The 15,392-nt window shown below is 62.3% G+C and carries 14 protein-coding genes; 12 read left to right on the top strand and 2 right to left on the bottom strand.

Annotated elements, in window-relative coordinates:
- Nucleotides 1–250: 250 nt before the first annotated feature.
- Together AC5RUP_RS07980 and AC5RUP_RS07975 are read right to left on the bottom strand one after the other, a co-directional pair.
- Complete coding sequence (locus tag AC5RUP_RS07980; protein ID WP_494023341.1) at nt 251–1,393, bottom strand: alpha/beta hydrolase family protein; 1,143 nt, start codon at nt 1,391–1,393, stop codon at nt 251–253.
- A gap of 150 nt (nt 1,394–1,543) precedes the next feature.
- On the bottom strand, nt 1,544–2,482 hold the full coding sequence (locus tag AC5RUP_RS07975; protein WP_494023342.1) for a LysR family transcriptional regulator: 939 nt from the start codon (nt 2,480–2,482) through the stop codon (nt 1,544–1,546).
- Between the two features lie 90 nt (nt 2,483–2,572).
- Here AC5RUP_RS07975 and AC5RUP_RS07970 point away from each other — a divergent pair, with 90 nt between their 5' ends.
- The 12 genes from AC5RUP_RS07970 to AC5RUP_RS07915 all read left to right on the top strand — a co-directional run bounded on the left by AC5RUP_RS07970 (nt 2,573) and on the right by AC5RUP_RS07915 (nt 15,152).
- Nucleotides 2,573–3,862, top strand: a complete 1,290-nt coding sequence (locus tag AC5RUP_RS07970) for an FAD-dependent monooxygenase (RefSeq protein WP_494158432.1) — start codon at nt 2,573–2,575, stop codon at nt 3,860–3,862.
- Nucleotides 3,863–4,092: 230 nt separating this feature from the next.
- The gene (locus tag AC5RUP_RS07965) at nt 4,093–5,499 is read left to right on the top strand and encodes an aromatic ring-hydroxylating oxygenase subunit alpha (RefSeq protein ID WP_494153155.1); all 1,407 of its coding nucleotides are present in this window, start codon (nt 4,093–4,095) and stop codon (nt 5,497–5,499) included.
- A 4-nt stretch (nt 5,500–5,503) separates the two neighbouring features.
- On the top strand, nt 5,504–6,031 hold the full coding sequence (locus AC5RUP_RS07960) for an aromatic-ring-hydroxylating dioxygenase subunit beta (RefSeq protein WP_494023345.1): 528 nt from the start codon (nt 5,504–5,506) through the stop codon (nt 6,029–6,031).
- Nucleotides 6,028–6,276 (top strand): ferredoxin, encoded by a 249-nt coding sequence (locus AC5RUP_RS07955; protein ID WP_494023346.1) that lies wholly within the window; start codon nt 6,028–6,030, stop codon nt 6,274–6,276. Before AC5RUP_RS07960 ends, AC5RUP_RS07955 begins: the two co-directional genes overlap by 4 nt.
- Entirely contained in the window at nt 6,273–7,502 is a 1,230-nt protein-coding gene (locus tag AC5RUP_RS07950) for an NAD(P)/FAD-dependent oxidoreductase (protein ID WP_494153153.1), read from the top strand. The genes AC5RUP_RS07955 and AC5RUP_RS07950 overlap by 4 nt, the downstream gene beginning before the upstream one ends.
- Nucleotides 7,503–7,537: 35 nt before the next feature.
- The gene (locus tag AC5RUP_RS07945) at nt 7,538–8,401 is read left to right on the top strand and encodes an SDR family oxidoreductase (RefSeq protein WP_494023348.1); all 864 of its coding nucleotides are present in this window, start codon (nt 7,538–7,540) and stop codon (nt 8,399–8,401) included.
- A 118-nt stretch (nt 8,402–8,519) separates the two neighbouring features.
- On the top strand, nt 8,520–9,695 hold the full coding sequence (locus tag AC5RUP_RS07940) for an MBL fold metallo-hydrolase (protein WP_494023349.1): 1,176 nt from the start codon (nt 8,520–8,522) through the stop codon (nt 9,693–9,695).
- A gap of 71 nt (nt 9,696–9,766) precedes the next feature.
- Nucleotides 9,767–10,864, top strand: coding sequence for a cupin domain-containing protein (locus AC5RUP_RS07935; protein WP_494153152.1), 1,098 nt, complete (start codon nt 9,767–9,769; stop codon nt 10,862–10,864).
- Nucleotides 10,861–11,697, top strand: coding sequence for a fumarylacetoacetate hydrolase family protein (locus tag AC5RUP_RS07930; RefSeq protein ID WP_494153151.1), 837 nt, complete (start codon nt 10,861–10,863; stop codon nt 11,695–11,697). The genes AC5RUP_RS07935 and AC5RUP_RS07930 overlap by 4 nt, the downstream gene beginning before the upstream one ends.
- A gap of 83 nt (nt 11,698–11,780) precedes the next feature.
- Nucleotides 11,781–12,524 (top strand): maleylpyruvate isomerase family mycothiol-dependent enzyme, encoded by a 744-nt coding sequence (locus AC5RUP_RS07925; RefSeq protein ID WP_494153150.1) that lies wholly within the window; start codon nt 11,781–11,783, stop codon nt 12,522–12,524.
- A gap of 81 nt (nt 12,525–12,605) precedes the next feature.
- Nucleotides 12,606–12,833 (top strand): hypothetical protein, encoded by a 228-nt coding sequence (locus AC5RUP_RS07920; RefSeq protein WP_494049621.1) that lies wholly within the window; start codon nt 12,606–12,608, stop codon nt 12,831–12,833.
- Nucleotides 12,834–13,517: 684 nt separating this feature from the next.
- Complete coding sequence (locus tag AC5RUP_RS07915; RefSeq protein ID WP_494158431.1) at nt 13,518–15,152, top strand: DUF5677 domain-containing protein; 1,635 nt, start codon at nt 13,518–13,520, stop codon at nt 15,150–15,152.
- Nucleotides 15,153–15,392: the final 240 nt, after the last annotated feature.

Genomic DNA, 15,392 nt, shown 5'->3' with positions numbered 1-15,392 from the left:
CGGCTGGTGCGCTCCGATTCGAGCGTTGGTTCAACTGTCGTGCAGGTCACCATCGCCCCGGAAGGGACCGAAAACGCATGACTGTCATTGATGCGATCAATGCGTGCATCGCTAACAATTTGAGGGACGGGTGCCACCGGGGACACCCTCGAAGGGCAGCGCAAAGAGCCCCGCACCGGCTCCTCCGTCGGTGAAGAGGACGCTGGCACGGGGCTCGTCGTCGGGGCGCCGGCAGCGCCGCAAAGAAGGTCTAGATGTTTTCTGAAACCCAATCGGCGATGAAGTTCGTGGCGACCGGCTGGTTGTCCGCGCTCACATGCTCCACGCCGCCCTCACGGGGCGTGAAAATCTTGAGTTCACGCTTGGGGCTGTTCACCGCCTGGTCGTACTGCGCCTGCGCGTATTCCAGCGGGATCTGCCGGTCGTTCTGGCCATGGGTGACAAGGAACGGGACGGTAATGTGCTCCACCACCCCTTCCAAGGTGACACGGGGAGCGAATTCCATGAACTCCTCGACATTGTCCTGTCCCCAGACCCAGAGCACGTGGTCCCAGTAGTGGGGCACGGGCCGGTCTCCCTCACGCTTGAGCCGCCGCTTTTGCAACTCGCCCCAGTTATAGTTGGCGCCCCAGGCCACGCAGAGGCTGAACCGCTTTTCGAAGGCTGCCGCCCGGGGAGCAAAGTACCCTCCGAGGGACCAGCCCATCATCCCAATCCGCTTCGAGTCCACGTCCTGGCGTTGCTCCAGGAAATCCACGCAGGCCGAAGCCCAGCGCTCACTATCATGGATGGCGGTGAGCCCTTGCAGCCGTAAGGCGCCGCCGGTGCCCGGTTGGTCCACCATGAGCGTGGAGACTCCGCGGCGGGCCAACTCCTGACCGATGCCAGACCAGTAGATCATCTCCTTGCTGCTGTCCAGGCCGTTGCAGTGAACCATCACCGGCGCCGACCCGTCAACGTTGTCCGCACGAACGAACAACGCCGGAAGCGTCGAGTCGCCGTAGGGTACCTCCACCAATTCACAGTTCTCCCGGCCGAGGCGTACGGAATCGGCGAAGGCCGCGAGCATCTTCTTATAAGCACCTTCCCGGGGCGTGAACCAACGGCTCTGCATGCGCTCGGAAATCTGGTAGTAGATCGCGGCCCGCCGCAGGCGGGTGGCGGCGCTGAGTTCACGGCCGGCGTCAATGTTCTCTTGGGCCAGCTCGACCTGCCGGTCAGCGACGGTTTGCCATGACTCGAAGAAGGCTTCCGTTCCGGGCTCCTCACCGCGGTTCTGGGCGTCGACGAGGGGCCGGCAGGCCTCGAGGATTTCCTCGATTTCCCCGCCGCTGCTCAGTGCAATGTTGGCCGACAGGTTCCATACGTACTTCTCGGGAAAGATCTCAAACACGGCAAGATGCCTCTCTGCGTAGGTCTGGGCCCCGCACAGGTGGAGGTCTGTGTGCGGAGCGCTTCTCCTTTGCACGGTATGAGGAGCGGCAGCGACCCGGAAGTGGTCGATGCTGCATGCGTGGCATTGACTCGGTCAATGCCCGGGCCGCTAGTTTGTCCTTGGCTCTGAAGTGGTGAGCTCGCGTGCAACTTCCATCAGGCGCCCGCGGAGCCATTCATGCCCGGCATCGGTGTTGTGCCGCGGGGTCCACACCATCACCTGTTCCAGGCGTCGGAGCTGCATGGGCGGTTCCAACAGTCGCAGCCGGTGCTGTTGGGCGAGGAGCCGTCCGAGCTGGTAATGGGCCAGCAGGATCAGCCGCGTCCCCCGCAGCAGCAACGGCGCGATCAGGAACGATTGCGCGGTAACTTCCACATTTCGCCGGATCTGCAGCTGGTCCAGCTGCAGATCGGCCAAGGAGGCCCGCCCTGCGGACTGATAGGCGAGGTACGGGAGGGTGCTGAACTGATCCATGTCGATCTCGTTGCCAACGTCGGGGTTGTCCGCATCCACTGCGACGACGTACCCGTCCGAGAACAAGGGGGCCTGCGCGTAGCCGGTCTGTCCTGGAAGCAGTTCGCGGGGAACAATCAGCAGGTCCGCTTGTTCCCGCCTCAGATCCTCGGTGTAGTCTCCCGCGGAGACCGGGATAATGGTCACCCGCACGTGCGGTGCTTCCTTCGCCAGCTTTTCAATCAACGGCCGCAGCAAAACCAGCGTGACGTAATCACTGGCACTGATCGTGAAAGTACGGTGGTCAACAGAGGGGTCGAAGCTGCTGCGCACGGTCAAGACCCCCTCAATGATGCCCAAAGCTTGGCGCACCGGGTCGATGAGTGATTCTGCCAACGGCGTCGCCGCCAACCCCCTGCCCTCCCGGACCAGCAAAGGGTCATCAAAGAGACGCCGCAGTCTCGCCAGCGTCGAACTCATGGCCGACTGGCCCACCAGCAGGCGTTCGGCCGCGCGCGTGACGTTACGCTCTGCCAGCAATGCATCCAAAGCCACCAACAGGTTCAGATCCATATTGGCCAGGTTTTTCGCCATACTCTGCTGCCTTTCAGGAAGGGAAACGCGCCAGTCAAGGCTGCCGGGAAGCCGCGTCCCGCCGTGCCGGGGACGGTAAAACTTCAGGTATTGACCGCCGCGATGCCTCTCATCGACAATATCCCGTTCCGAAGCCAGTCAGCCGCGCCTAGTGTGCCAACTACCGTACGGAAACCGGAACAGCAAAAGAAAGCGGTGGTCGGATTGCCTGTAAAAAAGTACCTCGTGGTGGGCGCAGGGATTGGAGGCCTGGCGGCTGCCGCTGCTCTCGCACGTAACGGCTCCGAGGTGGACGTGGTTGAGCTCAAGCCGGACAACGCCGTCGTGGGTGTGGGCATCAACCAGCCCGGCAACTCGCTGCGTGCACTCGACGCTCTGGGCGTCCTTGAGCGATGCCTGGAGGCCGGATTCGCGTTCGACCGAAACACCCACTACGACTGGCAGGGTACACCGATCGTCGAGACCGTTTGCGGGCTCGGCAGTGAGCGGGTACCGCCGAATAACGCGCTTAGACGCTCGGCCCTCCACGACATATTGACCAATGCGGCTCTCGGTCACGGAGCCGCGATCCGTTATGGAACCACGGTGGAAGACTTCTACGACGACGGAGCCCGCATTGCCGTGCGCTTCACGGAAGGAACACGCGCAGAATACGACGCCGTAGCCGCCTTTGACGGAATACGCTCCCCGATGCGCCGGCGCCTGTTCGGTGACGGATACGAGCCTGCCTATACCGGCTATGCCGTGTGGCGCGCGATGCTGCCGCGGCCCGCAGCCGTGGACCACACGATGCTCTTCCACGGCGATCGTTCAAACACCGGCCTCATCCCTCTGTCGTCGACGCAAATGTACCTGCTGCATGTCTGCGCGGAGCCCGAGAACGCTCGCTACGCGCCCGCAGACTTCAATACACTCCTCAATCAACGCCTCGCCGGCTACGGCGGCCTCGTAGCCCAACTGCGCGAAATGCTTCCGGACGACGGAATCGTATACAGCCCCCTGAGCGAAGTCCATCTGCCGCCGCCGTGGCACCGCGGCCGGGTCATCGTGCTCGGCGACGGCGCGCATGCCTCCGCTCCGAACCTCACCCAGGGAGCCGCCATGGCACTGGAGGACGCAGTCGTTCTGGCCGATGAACTCGCAGTTGAACGCCCGGTCGAGGAGTCCCTCGGCGCCGTCACCGCCCTCCGCGCCCCACGGACGCAGTTGGTCCAAGAGGTCTCCCACCGCATTCTTATGGCCGAGATGGCTGTTACCGCCGACCACCTCCCGCAATTCGCGGCGGGTCTTCGTACCCACCTACCCCGGCAGGCGGCGTCTATCGAGGAGCAACTCAACCGCCCTTTCCGCCGTCTGGAGGGCGCGCCACTGTCCAGCTGAATGATGAGGCACTAGGACTCTTGGCCCCCCGCGACTATCGATTTGAGTGATGCTAGCCATCGCCAACATTCACTTCCGGTGGTAGCTGCTGGTTCCCTAAGCTGATCGAACGGCAACAGGTGTGACGCCCAACACGGCTTTTCGGGATGCAGTGGCGTCCAGCGCAACTCAATTACAGGGGAATTTCATTCGGCCCTCGGGCCGCCACATGTCGAAGGAGACAACCGGACATGACGCAGACAGATACTTTTCCTCCGCAGACCCCGTCCAGCACACTGGACGCGATCTTGGACCGGGTCGAGGAAGGGCTCGCCCAGGACTTGGTACCAGTCGAGATATTCAATGACGAAACCGTTTTCCAAGCGGAGATCGACCGCATCTTCACCAATAACTGGGTTTTCGTCGCACACGAGACCGAGATTCCCAACGCCGGTGACTTCGTGCAGCGGCGCATTGGCGTGGACCCGGTGATCGTCACCCGCGACGGTAAAGGCGGCATCAACGTCCTGTCGAATTTCTGCCGGCACCGCGGCACTCAGGTTTGCCAGACAGACAGCGGCAACTCCCGGTTCTTCAAGTGCCCCTACCACGGCTGGACGTACAACAGCCAGGGACAGCTCGTCGGAACTCCCCATATGCAGGATGCTTATGGAGAGAGGCTGGACCCCGATGACTGGAGCCTGATGCGGGCACCCCGTGTCGACACGCGCCAGGGCTTCATCTTCGCGTCCCTGTCCGAGGACGTTCCGCCGCTGGACGAATATCTGGGTGGAGCCGGCTGGATGTTGGACGCCATCGTCGGGCTCCATCCCCAGGGAATGCGGGTCGCTGGCCCACCGGACCGTTACAAGGTCAAAGCCGACTGGAAGACCGCAGCGGAAAACTTCTCCGGGGACGTCTACCACCTCGATGTGCTGCACTGGGGCACCCAAGAGATTCAGGTCTCCCAAGGCCTGGAGTTCTCCTGCGAAATCGCGCGGGCCTACCACTTTGGCAATGGCCACAACTTCGTCGGGCACGCGTGGACCAAAGCCATCCACCCCGGTTTCACCTTGTGGGGATACCCGGACGAGATCAAGTCGCAGTTCGATCTGTCCGGTCTCGACGAGGCTCAGCTGAACATGGTCAACCACGAGCCTCCGACGGTCGGCACCATCTTTCCGAACCTGTCCATGATCCGGTTCGCGACACCGGCCGTTCCGGGCGGGCCTGTCTCGGTGGTTACGAGCTTCCGGCAGTGGCAGCCGATCGGACCCGGGGAAATCGAGCTGTGGAGCTGGCAATTCGTCTGGGATTTTCAGTCCCCGGAAGAAGTCCGGGAAACCTACACCACTGGCCAGTTCGTGTTCGGTTCTGCGGGCATCTTTGAACAGGACGACACAGTCGCGTGGGAAGGAATCCCGCGTGCCGCCGCCAGCCCATGGGCACGAAAAGCCGGCATGAAGTTCAACTTCCAACAGGGCAACAACAGTGAGGTCGACCAGTCACCGAACCCGGACTGGAATGGCCCCGGCATCCAGCGTCCGACCGGCTACGGCGAGCATAGCCAGTTGGCGTTCTACCGCCATTGGCTTCAGGTCATGCGCGGCGAAACCCCGTCCCCCGCACCGGCGACCACGACCACCGAGGAGAAGTAGCCCCATGACTGTCACCAACAACCTTCCCCTCCAGACGGACGCGGAATTGCGCGCGGCGATCACCCAGTTCCTTGCCACCGAGTCACGCCTGCTCGATGAGGGCCGCGAAGGCGAATGGCTGGACCTGCTTGACGAGGATCTGCTCTACGAAGTGCCGATCCGGCAGGCATCGGAGCCGCGCAGCCAGGAATACGCGCAGCCCGGGTACCGCATGCGCGACACCAAAGAGCATCTGCGCACCCGCATCGCGCGCCTGAACACCGGCATCGCCTACTCGGAGGTCCCGCCGTCCCGGACCATGCGGCTAGTCGGCAGCATCGAAATTTCCCCGACAGACCGACCCGACGTCGTCGCCGTGGCCAGCGCCCTGTTGTTGTACAGGCAGCGCGGCATCGACCCCTACTTCGATCTGGTCCCTGCCCGGCGCGAAGACACCATCCGCCTCACCCCAGAGGGGCCGAGGTTGCTGACACGACGGGTCCTCAACACCGAAACCTCGCTGGAAACCCCGAACCTGGCGGTGATCCTGTGACAGGAGTATCCACCGACGTAAAGCAAGACGGGACGATGCGGGTGCATCTGGATACGGCCAGATGCCGTGCCTACGGAATCTGCGTCGGCCTGGCACCGGAGGTTTTCGAGCTCCCCAAAGGCAGCCCCGCGGCCGTACTGCATCGCCAGGTCATCGGTGAAGAAGACCGCGAGGATGTCGAAGAGGCGGTCTTCGCCTGCCCGGCACAGGCCCTGAGCCTGTCCGGGTCCGAGGACGGATCATGACCGGCCTGCCCCGCAACATCGTCATTGCCGGTGCGTCAGTGGCCGGGGTAACCGTCGCGGACGGATTACGGCACGGCGGTTTCGACGGATCCATTACCCTGCTCTCCGACGAGCGGCACCTGCCGTATGACCGGCCGCCGCTGTCCAAGCAGTTGCTGACATCCCATGAGGAGCCCGACGCCGTCCCCTTGCGCGATCCGGGACATTTCGCCGAACTCGGCATCGATCTGATGCTGGGACAAGGAGCGGCCGGGCTGGACATCGACCGGCACTACGTCATCACCACCGACGGAAATCCGCTGCCTTGGGACGCGGTCGTGATCGCCACGGGCAGCCGTCCCCGCACTATCACCACGGCAACCGGAGAGCCACTGCCCTCATTGCGTACCGTCGAAGATGTGCTCGCGTTGCGTCGTGCGGCTGCAAACTACGGAGCCATCACTTTGATCGGCTCCAGTTTCATCGGTCTTGAGATTGCAGCCTCTCTGCGCACCCGAGGAATCGAAGTCACCGTCTTCGGTGCCACGGCACTGCCGCTTAATCAGAGCGTGGGACCGGAGGTGGCAGCCGACCTGAGGGACCTGCACCTGATCCAGGGCACCGACCTGCGGATGGGCGCCCTCGTCGTCGCGGTCGAAGGCGCCCCGGGGGACTACACCTTGACCTTTTCCGACGGCACTGTGCACCACACGCCGTATGTCGTGGCCGGCACCGGTATCCAGCCCAACACCGAATGGCTCGTCGGATCCGGTGTCGAACCCGACGAAACTTTCGGCGGCGTCGTCTGCGATGCGGCCGGGCGCACAAATGTGCCTGGCGTGTGGGCGGCCGGCGACGTCGCCCTGTACGACCATCCGGTGCTCGGTCCCCGCACCCACGTCGGACACTGGACCAATGCCGCACAGCAAGCGCGGCACGTCGCCGCCAACATCCTTGCCGGGCGGGAGGATCCCTATACCGCAGTGCCGTACTACTGGACGGACCAGTTCGACCGGAAAATCCAGTGCTACGGGCGGCGCCATCCGGAGGACGTCTCTCAAGTGGCCGAAGGCTCGGTCCAATCGGGCGAGTACCTCGTCTTATACGGAAGCGCTGGAGAGTTCCATGCCGTACTCTCCTGCGGGCGCGACCGCTCTCTTCGCAAGTACCTCAAACTACTGCGGCGCCAAGCCAGCTGGGACGATGCTTTGGCCGCAGCAGGTGACCTGCAGACTTCCGAAACCTGACCACCAACATTTTTCGACCAATACAGGGAGCACACGTGCAACTGCTAGACAACCATGTCGTTCTGATTACCGGCGGAGGCTCAGGCCTGGGCCTCGGCGTAGCGCGCCAATGCCTCGCCGAAGGCGCCGACGTCGCCATCCTTGAAGTCTCAGCCGCCAAGGTCGCCGACCTTGAAGCCGAATTCGGCGACCGCATCCTGATCCGCCAGGGCGACGTCCGCAGCATCGAAGACCTGCAGACGATGCGGGCAGCCATCGAGGACCGCTACGGCAAGCTCAACGCCCTCATCGGATCCCAGGGTGTCTTCGACGGCAACCTTCCCTTGGCGAAGACACCGCTCGAGAAGATTCCCTCGCTGTTCGACGAACTTTTCCACGTCAACGTCCTGGGCTACGTCCTCTCGGCCAAGATCTTTGTTGACATGCTTGACCAAAATGACGGCGCGATCGTTCTGACTGCTTCCACCGCGGCCTACGCTGCGGACGGCGGCGGCCTCTTCTACTCCGCGAGCAAGGGCGCCGTACGCAGCGTCGTGAACCAATTGGCCTTCGAGTTCGCGCCCCGCGTGCGGGTTAACGGGATCGCCCCCTCCGGCATCGCGAACAGCCAGCTGCAAGGACCCCGCGCGCTGGGGATGGACCACATGAAGCAGTCCGACATCCCCAAGGAAAACTTCCTGGCCCAGTTCCAGGAACTCATGCCGCTCAAACACCTGCCCACGCCGGAAGAATACGGCTGGCTTTACGCGTTCCTCGCCTCCCGCCACAACACCCTCATGACCGGGCAGACGATCGTCGCCGACCAGGGACTGTTCAACCGCGCAGTCCTCACCCAGGATCTGCCCGGCGCCGAAAGCGTCGCAGGCGGAATCGGCACGCCGCAAGTGGCAGGCGTCTAGCCTAAACACTCTGCCCTTCCAGGTCTGCCAGCACGAGCGATCACAAGTGTCCGGCTCCGGCTGGAGCCGGACACTTTTTCTGCAACCCCACGCGAACCTCCAGAGAGGCGAATTTGCTATGTGCAGCATCATCTCGTCGGCCCTAGAAGGCCTTCCTGTTGCTTCCCGTCGTCAATTGCTTCAAGGCGCCGGACTGGCAACGCTTGGCACCATCGGCGCCACCCTGGTGGCCACCCCAGCTCCTGCCCATGCGGGACCGGGGAAGAAGAAGGCCCGAACACGGCTCGTGCTGCTCGGCACCGCAGGCGGCCCCAACATTCTCACGGACGAGCGCCTTGGAATATCCACAGCAGTGGTTTACGAGGACAAGGTGTACCTCGTCGACCTGGGACATGGCTCACAGGTCCGGCTCCTTTCGGCCGGTCTGGCAGGAGAAGGCTTTGGCGGGAACGCATTCAGCAACATCCGCGGCGTGTTCTTTACCCATATGCACAGCGACCACGTGGCGGAGTGGCCAGCGATGTACTCCACCGGAAGCATGAACATGATCAACGGAACCAACGCTCCCGTGCAGGTGTTCGGACCCGGCAACCGCGGATCAATGACCCGCGTATTCCCGCCCAACCGTCCCGAGCCGGAACCATTCAACCCGGACAACCCGACGCCCGGCATCACGGACATGACCGGCTACCTTCGCCAGGCGTTCTCCGCCGACTTCAACGACAGAGCCCGGGACAGCAACGTTGCCTCGCCGGACACCAGCTTCGAAGTCCACGACATAGACCTTGGCTCACTCTGGGAAATCGACCCAGCAGGCATACCCCCGCGGCTTCAGACACCGATCCACGTCTGGAAAGACGGAGAAGTTACCGTCACTGCCACGCTGGTGGATCATCGTCCCACCGCACCGTCCTTTGCATACCGGTTCGACACCCCCGACGGGTCAGTAGTTGTATCTGGGGACACCTGTGTCAGCGAGAATTTGATTGATCTGGCCAAGGACGCCGATTACCTGGTGCATGAAGTGATCGATCCCGATTTCGCAGACCAACTGGCTGCCTCACTGCCTCCTGAATGGGGCCAGGCAGTGAAAGAGCACCTCCTTGCTTCGCACACCACGATCGAGCAAGTCGGTCGTGACGTGGCCGAACGGGCCGGCGCCAAGAACCTCGTGCTTTCGCATCTGGTCCCCGCGACCACTCCCGACCGCCGCTGGAGGGAAGCCCGGCATGGGTACAACGGAAAACTGCATGTAGGCAGGGACCTCATGGAACTAGAGGTCAAAAGCCGCTGACCGGTTGGCTTGGCTCTTCAAACCGCTAGTTTCACCAGCTATATCGACTTCAGTACGCAAAGGACTTTCGAATGACCGAGAATCAGATGCTCGCTCCGGCACCTACTGCCGAGGAGCAGGAGCAGTTGGACCAGCTGTATAAGGACTTCGACTCGGAGAACCTGATCCCATTGTGGACGGAAATCGGTGACCTGATGCCGATGCATCCGAAGCCCCAAGCCGTTCCGCACGTATGGCGATGGAACAACCTGCTACCCATGGCACAGCGTGCAGGGGACCTGGTCCCGGTGGGCCGGGGCGGAGAACGCCGCGCCATCGCCCTGGCGAACCCCGGCTTGGGCGGGCGCCCGTATGCGACCCCGACCTTGTGGGCTGCCATCCAGTACCTCGGCGGCCACGAGACGGCTCCCGAGCACCGCCACTCGCAGAACGCCTTCCGGTTCGTCGTCGAGGGCGAGGGCGTCTGGACCGTTGTCAACGGCGATCCGGTACGTATGTCCCGCGGCGATTTCCTGCTGACCCCGGGCTGGAACTTCCACGGCCACCACAACGAGACTGATCGGCCGATGGCCTGGATCGACGGCCTGGACATCCCGTTCGTGCACTACACTGACACGGCGTTCTTTGAATTCGGCACCGAGCGGGTCACGGACGAATCCACGCCGAACATCTCCCGCTCCGAACGGCTCTGGGCCAACCCCGGCCTTCGCCCGCTTTCCAGCCTGGACAACACTGTCTCTTCCCCGATCGGCGCGTACAGGTGGGAGCACACCGACCGGGCCTTAGCCGAACAGCTCAAGCTTGAGGACGAAGGCCACCCGGCCACCGTCTCCCAAGGCCACGCGGCCGTACGATTCGTGAATCCGACGACTGGCGGCGATGTCATGCCGACCATCCGCGCCCAGTTCCACCGGCTCCGGGCAGGCGCACAGACCCAGACCACCCGCGAAGTCGGCTCAAGCGTTTACCAGGTCTTCGAAGGACGCGGCGCCATTGTGATCAACGGCGAAACCACCTGTCTCGAAAAGGGCGACCTGGTGGTCGTCCCGTCCTGGGCTGCCTGGTCGCTGCAAGCCGAAACCGAATTCGACCTCTTTCAGTTCGGCGACCACCCCATCATCGAGCGCCTGAACTTCAACCGCACCTACATCGAAGGAACCACCAAGTGAAGCTCGCCACCCTCCGCATCAGCGGATCCACCCGCGCCGCCCGCCTGGACGACAAAACATACACAGAGATTCCCGGGTTCGCCGACGTCGGAGAACTCCTCACCAACCCTGACTGGCGCAACCTTGCCTCTACAGCAACCGGCCGACAGCACCCGGCCGCCGGCGCGGACCTGGCCTCCGTGGTCACCAGGCCGGGCAAGATCGTCTGCGTGGGCCTGAACTACCGCACCCACATCCTCGAAATGGGCCGCGAACTGCCCGAATACCCCACCCTCTTCTCCAAATACGCCGAAACCCTCATCGGCGCCAACGACGACATCGAACTGCCGACCGAGGACACAGCCATCGACTGGGAAGCCGAACTCGCCGTCGTGGTTGGAAAATCCGGCCGCCGCATTAGCGAAGCCGATGCCGCTGAACACATCGCCGGCTACACGATCTGTAATGATGTGTCCATGCGTACCTGGCAGTTCCGGACCAAGGAATGGCTGCAGGGCAAGAACTGGGAGAACTCCACACCGCTCGGGCCTGCCCTGGTCACCACCGACGAATGGACCCCCGGCGGAACCATACGCACCACCGTCGACGGCGAAATCATGCAGGAAGCCTCCACAGGCGACCTGGTCCACGGCCCCGAATTCCTGATCTCCTACATCTCCACCATGATCAGCCTCAACCCCGGCGACGTCATCATCACCGGCACCCCCGGCGGTGTGGGCCACGCCCGCAACCCCCAGCGCTACCTCACCAACGACCAGACAGTGGAGACCTCCATCGACGGCCTCGGCGCCCTGCGCAACAGGGCAACGGCAGTCGTTCCCGCCATCGTCTAGCAGCAACACGGATTTCCTGGCGTGGCCCGTCACTGCGCGGGCCACGCCGCACCGATCTTCCACGCCTCCCTGAAGGAGTACCTATGGTCGCACGGCAGGACCTCACCCAGGACCTGGAGCTGAAGGCAGCTCTGCTCACCGCCCGCCGCGGTACAGCGTTCTTCGGTCGCAAGCTCAACGAACTCTCCGATGACGGACTCAGTGCACCCTCGCTGCTGCACGGCTGGACTCGCGCGCACGTCATCGCGCATGTCGGCTACAACGCCCGCGCAATCGCCCGCCTCATGGAGTGGGCCAATACCGGCATTGAGACGCCCATGTACACCTCCGCAGAGGCACGCAACCACGAAATCGACTACGGTGCCACCCTGCCCCCGGCCGCACTGCGCAATCTCTACGAACACTCCGCTATCCACCTCAACGTGGAATGGCGCGACACCCCGTCCGCAGCCTGGAACCATGAGATCAAAACCGCCCAAGGCCGCACGGTCCCCGCTTCGGAAACGGTATGGATGCGCACTCGCGAAGTTTGGGTACACGCGATCGACCTAGACAACGGAGCCAACTTCGACCAAATCCCTCCAGACGTCCTCGAACGCCTGCTCAGAGACATCACCGGAGCATGGAGGGCGCGCGGGCAGGACAAGGATCTGCTCTTGAAAATCGCCGGTGCCCCCACCGTCACTGAACTCGGCGACGCAGCCTCTACAGACCCAGACATCATTTCCGGCACCTTGTCGGACATCACGGCGTTCGCCTGCGGCCGCTCCCGGAACGGCGTGTTCTCCAGCAAAAATGGGACGCCAGCAGCACCACGCTGGATCTAATAGTCATCTACCAGTCAAAGCAGAAACCGGTCCGACCGGCCCGTAGCCGGAAGAACATCTATAAGAAAAGGCAGGTCAAACATGACAATAACCGCTGCCCACATCACGGTAGCGGCGGCCACAAGCTCCGAAGCCGATGAGAAGCTAAACGCCTCGGTACAGGAGCTTCAATACGTCGCCAGAAACAACCCCACCAGAGGCATCTTGGTGACCAAATTGGCTCCGGGCCGGTTCACCGTCGAGTTGAGCACCAAGGTCCCCTACGGGCTCACCTTGGAATCAGGGCAATATCATGGCGGCCAAGATTGAACACGCCGCCACAGTAGACAAATACAAGTAGTGCGCTCAGCGCTTGAATGGACGAAAGATCGCACTCCGTGTTCGAGGATATCCACTACTCACCTAGCTCGATTTCTCAAGATGCCTACCTCAGTGTGTTCCGTCATATGTTCGAGAAGACAGGGCAGATGGCGCACTACGCCATGATGCTGCATGGCAAATCGAGTCTCGAGGCCGTTTTCGAGTCCGAGGATCTAAAGGGGCCCGAAACATCTAATCCGTTAGCACGGAAGGGGCTGCCGCATGACCTGCTCAAGCTCTGGTCTCCTAGTCGGGTAGTGAACAGCATTGTCATAGAGTCGGAGATGGTGTGGCACGGCCCCTGCCCGCAAAGAATTCATGGCAGAAGTGAAACTGCTTCGGCTTGGATAACAGGCCGAACGCATAGGCGTGCACCACAGGTTTTTTCATTGGGTGGCCGCCCCGTACGGCCTTTGGGCAGTTGTTATGTCAGAGGTTATTAGGTGCTGTCACAGCGATGCAATTGACTGCTCGGGCGCTCCAATCTGCACGCGCCGGCCGGGAGGCCCGTTGAGTTCGGCGCGGGCGGTCCATCGACACATCGACGCGGTTGCGAAGCTAGTCGGCTGTGTCGGATCAACGAGGTAGATTTCTGACATGAGCATCCGGAAGCCAAACCAACACTCGGGGCCCATGGCTGGCCATGTGAAAAAAGGCCGCGTGTTCAAGTCTCCTCTAGCAGCGACCGGCATGTTAATTCTGGGGAACTGGATCAAGGACGACTTCCCGGATCTCCTCTGGCCCGCACTCGTACTTGCAGAGCAAGGCGCTGACAGCTTCCGGCAGTTCGTGAAATGGCAGAAAGCTGTACAGGAAGGGCTCGCCCAACATGGAGAGGTGGCGTGGGTCGCAGAGGCGTTGGACGGCCGACTCTCGCATCTGGCTGCCCTGGACGCCAAGTTCTCCGATGCATCCGAAATAGTCGTCGACGAGGCCAGCCGACATGGCCTGCTTTCTGAAGGCGTCCGCAGCGCGCTGGCGTCGTACCCGTATCTGCCGGCCCCGTGGCTTGTCGGTGACGTCGAGGTCACACCACCGAAACAACGAGACTTGGAACTGATCCGGGATGCGCTGCTCTCTGTCCTTCGGGACGGCCATCATGAGGCACTGCTGAAATGCTTCCGTACTTGGAGCACCGTCCAGGCCGGAACGTTCAGGTCAAGCGGCCCCACGATCGATCTGCTGAAGAACTACCCGGGTGACCTCGCCACCCGTGCGTCGGCTGACACGACGGTGCGTGCGATGTGGGGTGCACACAAAGGGGTGGTGCAGGCCGATGATCCAAACCACTTCGATGAAGCGATCAAGTGGGCACGCGTGTTCTGGGGAGCGAACTCGATGACATCCAGATGCATTCGGAAGCGGGACGCCGAAAGCCCCGACGGCGGCCCCGCGGAACCAGCTGACAGCCGACAGGATGGGCGGGTTGCATCGTCCGTCCACCCCGATGAAGCCGAGCCAACTTCCATGCCCGATGGCGGTGAGAACCTGCGCCGATTCACTTTGGACGTGCTGAGCAGCTTCGTCGAGGCGCTGGAAACTGCCCCGGCCCACCTGTACGCGAACGAACGACAGGAAGTTGTTTCCGGGCTTGTGGCCCGTGCCGGTCGTGATCTCGTGGCGGTGCTGGGTGCTCCCGATCTGTGGTGCCTGGAACACGGCGCACACATCGGTCGCATGTTGGTAGAGACCAGGATCTACCTTCACTGGATGGCGCAGCAGGACCCAACTATCTATAGGCAGTTCCAGGAATATGGGGCCGGCAAGGCGAAGCTCTACGCACGCATCTCAGACGAGTTGCCTGACGAAGCGCGAGCCGCTGGCTTTCGCGAAAGCATCGACGAACTCCAGCGTCTAAGCCACAACGATGACGTGCTCGATCACCGAACAGTCGATACTCGAGACACCTTCGCTGACGGCAAGTCTATCCGCGACATGGCTAAAGAAACTGATCTCCTGGACTTCTATCGGCAGACGTACTCGCTCTCTAGTGGGGTAGCGCACTCTGAATGGTGGTCAGTGGAAACGCATGTGATGGAGCCCTGCTTGAATGTTCTCCACGGGATGCACCTCATTCCCAGTTTGTCGCTAAACATGGGAGGAAACGTCGAGTTGGCTACAGCCTGGGTGGACCAGTTCTACTCGCTCGCACGCACGGGACTGCGCATCCTCAAGACTGACGAGGCTGCAGTATCTGCAGCCTTCGCCTGGGTAGACGACGCCGACGACTCGTCAGAGGCACCTGCTGATGAGGATCTGGTCTCCTGACGTTTCTACGTGTGGCGATGCGGTGAGTCCTAGCTTTGCTGGCGGTACTTCGCCCCCCGGCTAATCTCGTGGCCTTCGGCATCGCGATCCAAACAGGTCCGCTGGTCCATGACGGCCTAGCTCAGGGAGGCCGTACCCTGAGGTTATTCAGCTACGGAACGTGGTGGAATTCAGGTTTGCGCTCTAACCCTTTGCGCGGGCAATGGGGCCGTTGACGCGTGGCCCCATTGCCCGCGGTGC

This window comes from Arthrobacter sp. Y3223151 (assembly GCF_059091125.1).
Note: the sequence above shows the minus strand (reverse complement) of the source record. Positions and strands in the feature narration are given on the sequence as shown.

Excerpts from the sequence above, each read along its gene's own strand:
- AC5RUP_RS07965 (WP_494153155.1), top strand. The coding sequence starts at position 4,093 with ATGACGCAGACAGATACTTTTCCTCCGCAGACCCCGTCCAGCACACTG.
- AC5RUP_RS07950 (WP_494153153.1), top strand. The coding sequence starts at position 6,273 with ATGACCGGCCTGCCCCGCAACATCGTCATTGCCGGTGCGTCAGTGGCC.
- AC5RUP_RS07960 (WP_494023345.1), top strand. The coding sequence starts at position 5,504 with ATGACTGTCACCAACAACCTTCCCCTCCAGACGGACGCGGAATTGCGC.
- AC5RUP_RS07940 (WP_494023349.1), top strand. The coding sequence starts at position 8,520 with ATGTGCAGCATCATCTCGTCGGCCCTAGAAGGCCTTCCTGTTGCTTCC.
- AC5RUP_RS07935 (WP_494153152.1), top strand. The coding sequence starts at position 9,767 with ATGACCGAGAATCAGATGCTCGCTCCGGCACCTACTGCCGAGGAGCAG.
- AC5RUP_RS07915 (WP_494158431.1), top strand. The coding sequence starts at position 13,518 with ATGGCTGGCCATGTGAAAAAAGGCCGCGTGTTCAAGTCTCCTCTAGCA.
- AC5RUP_RS07975 (WP_494023342.1), bottom strand. The coding sequence starts at position 2,482 with ATGGCGAAAAACCTGGCCAATATGGATCTGAACCTGTTGGTGGCTTTG.
- AC5RUP_RS07920 (WP_494049621.1), top strand. The coding sequence starts at position 12,606 with ATGACAATAACCGCTGCCCACATCACGGTAGCGGCGGCCACAAGCTCC.
- AC5RUP_RS07925 (WP_494153150.1), top strand. The coding sequence starts at position 11,781 with ATGGTCGCACGGCAGGACCTCACCCAGGACCTGGAGCTGAAGGCAGCT.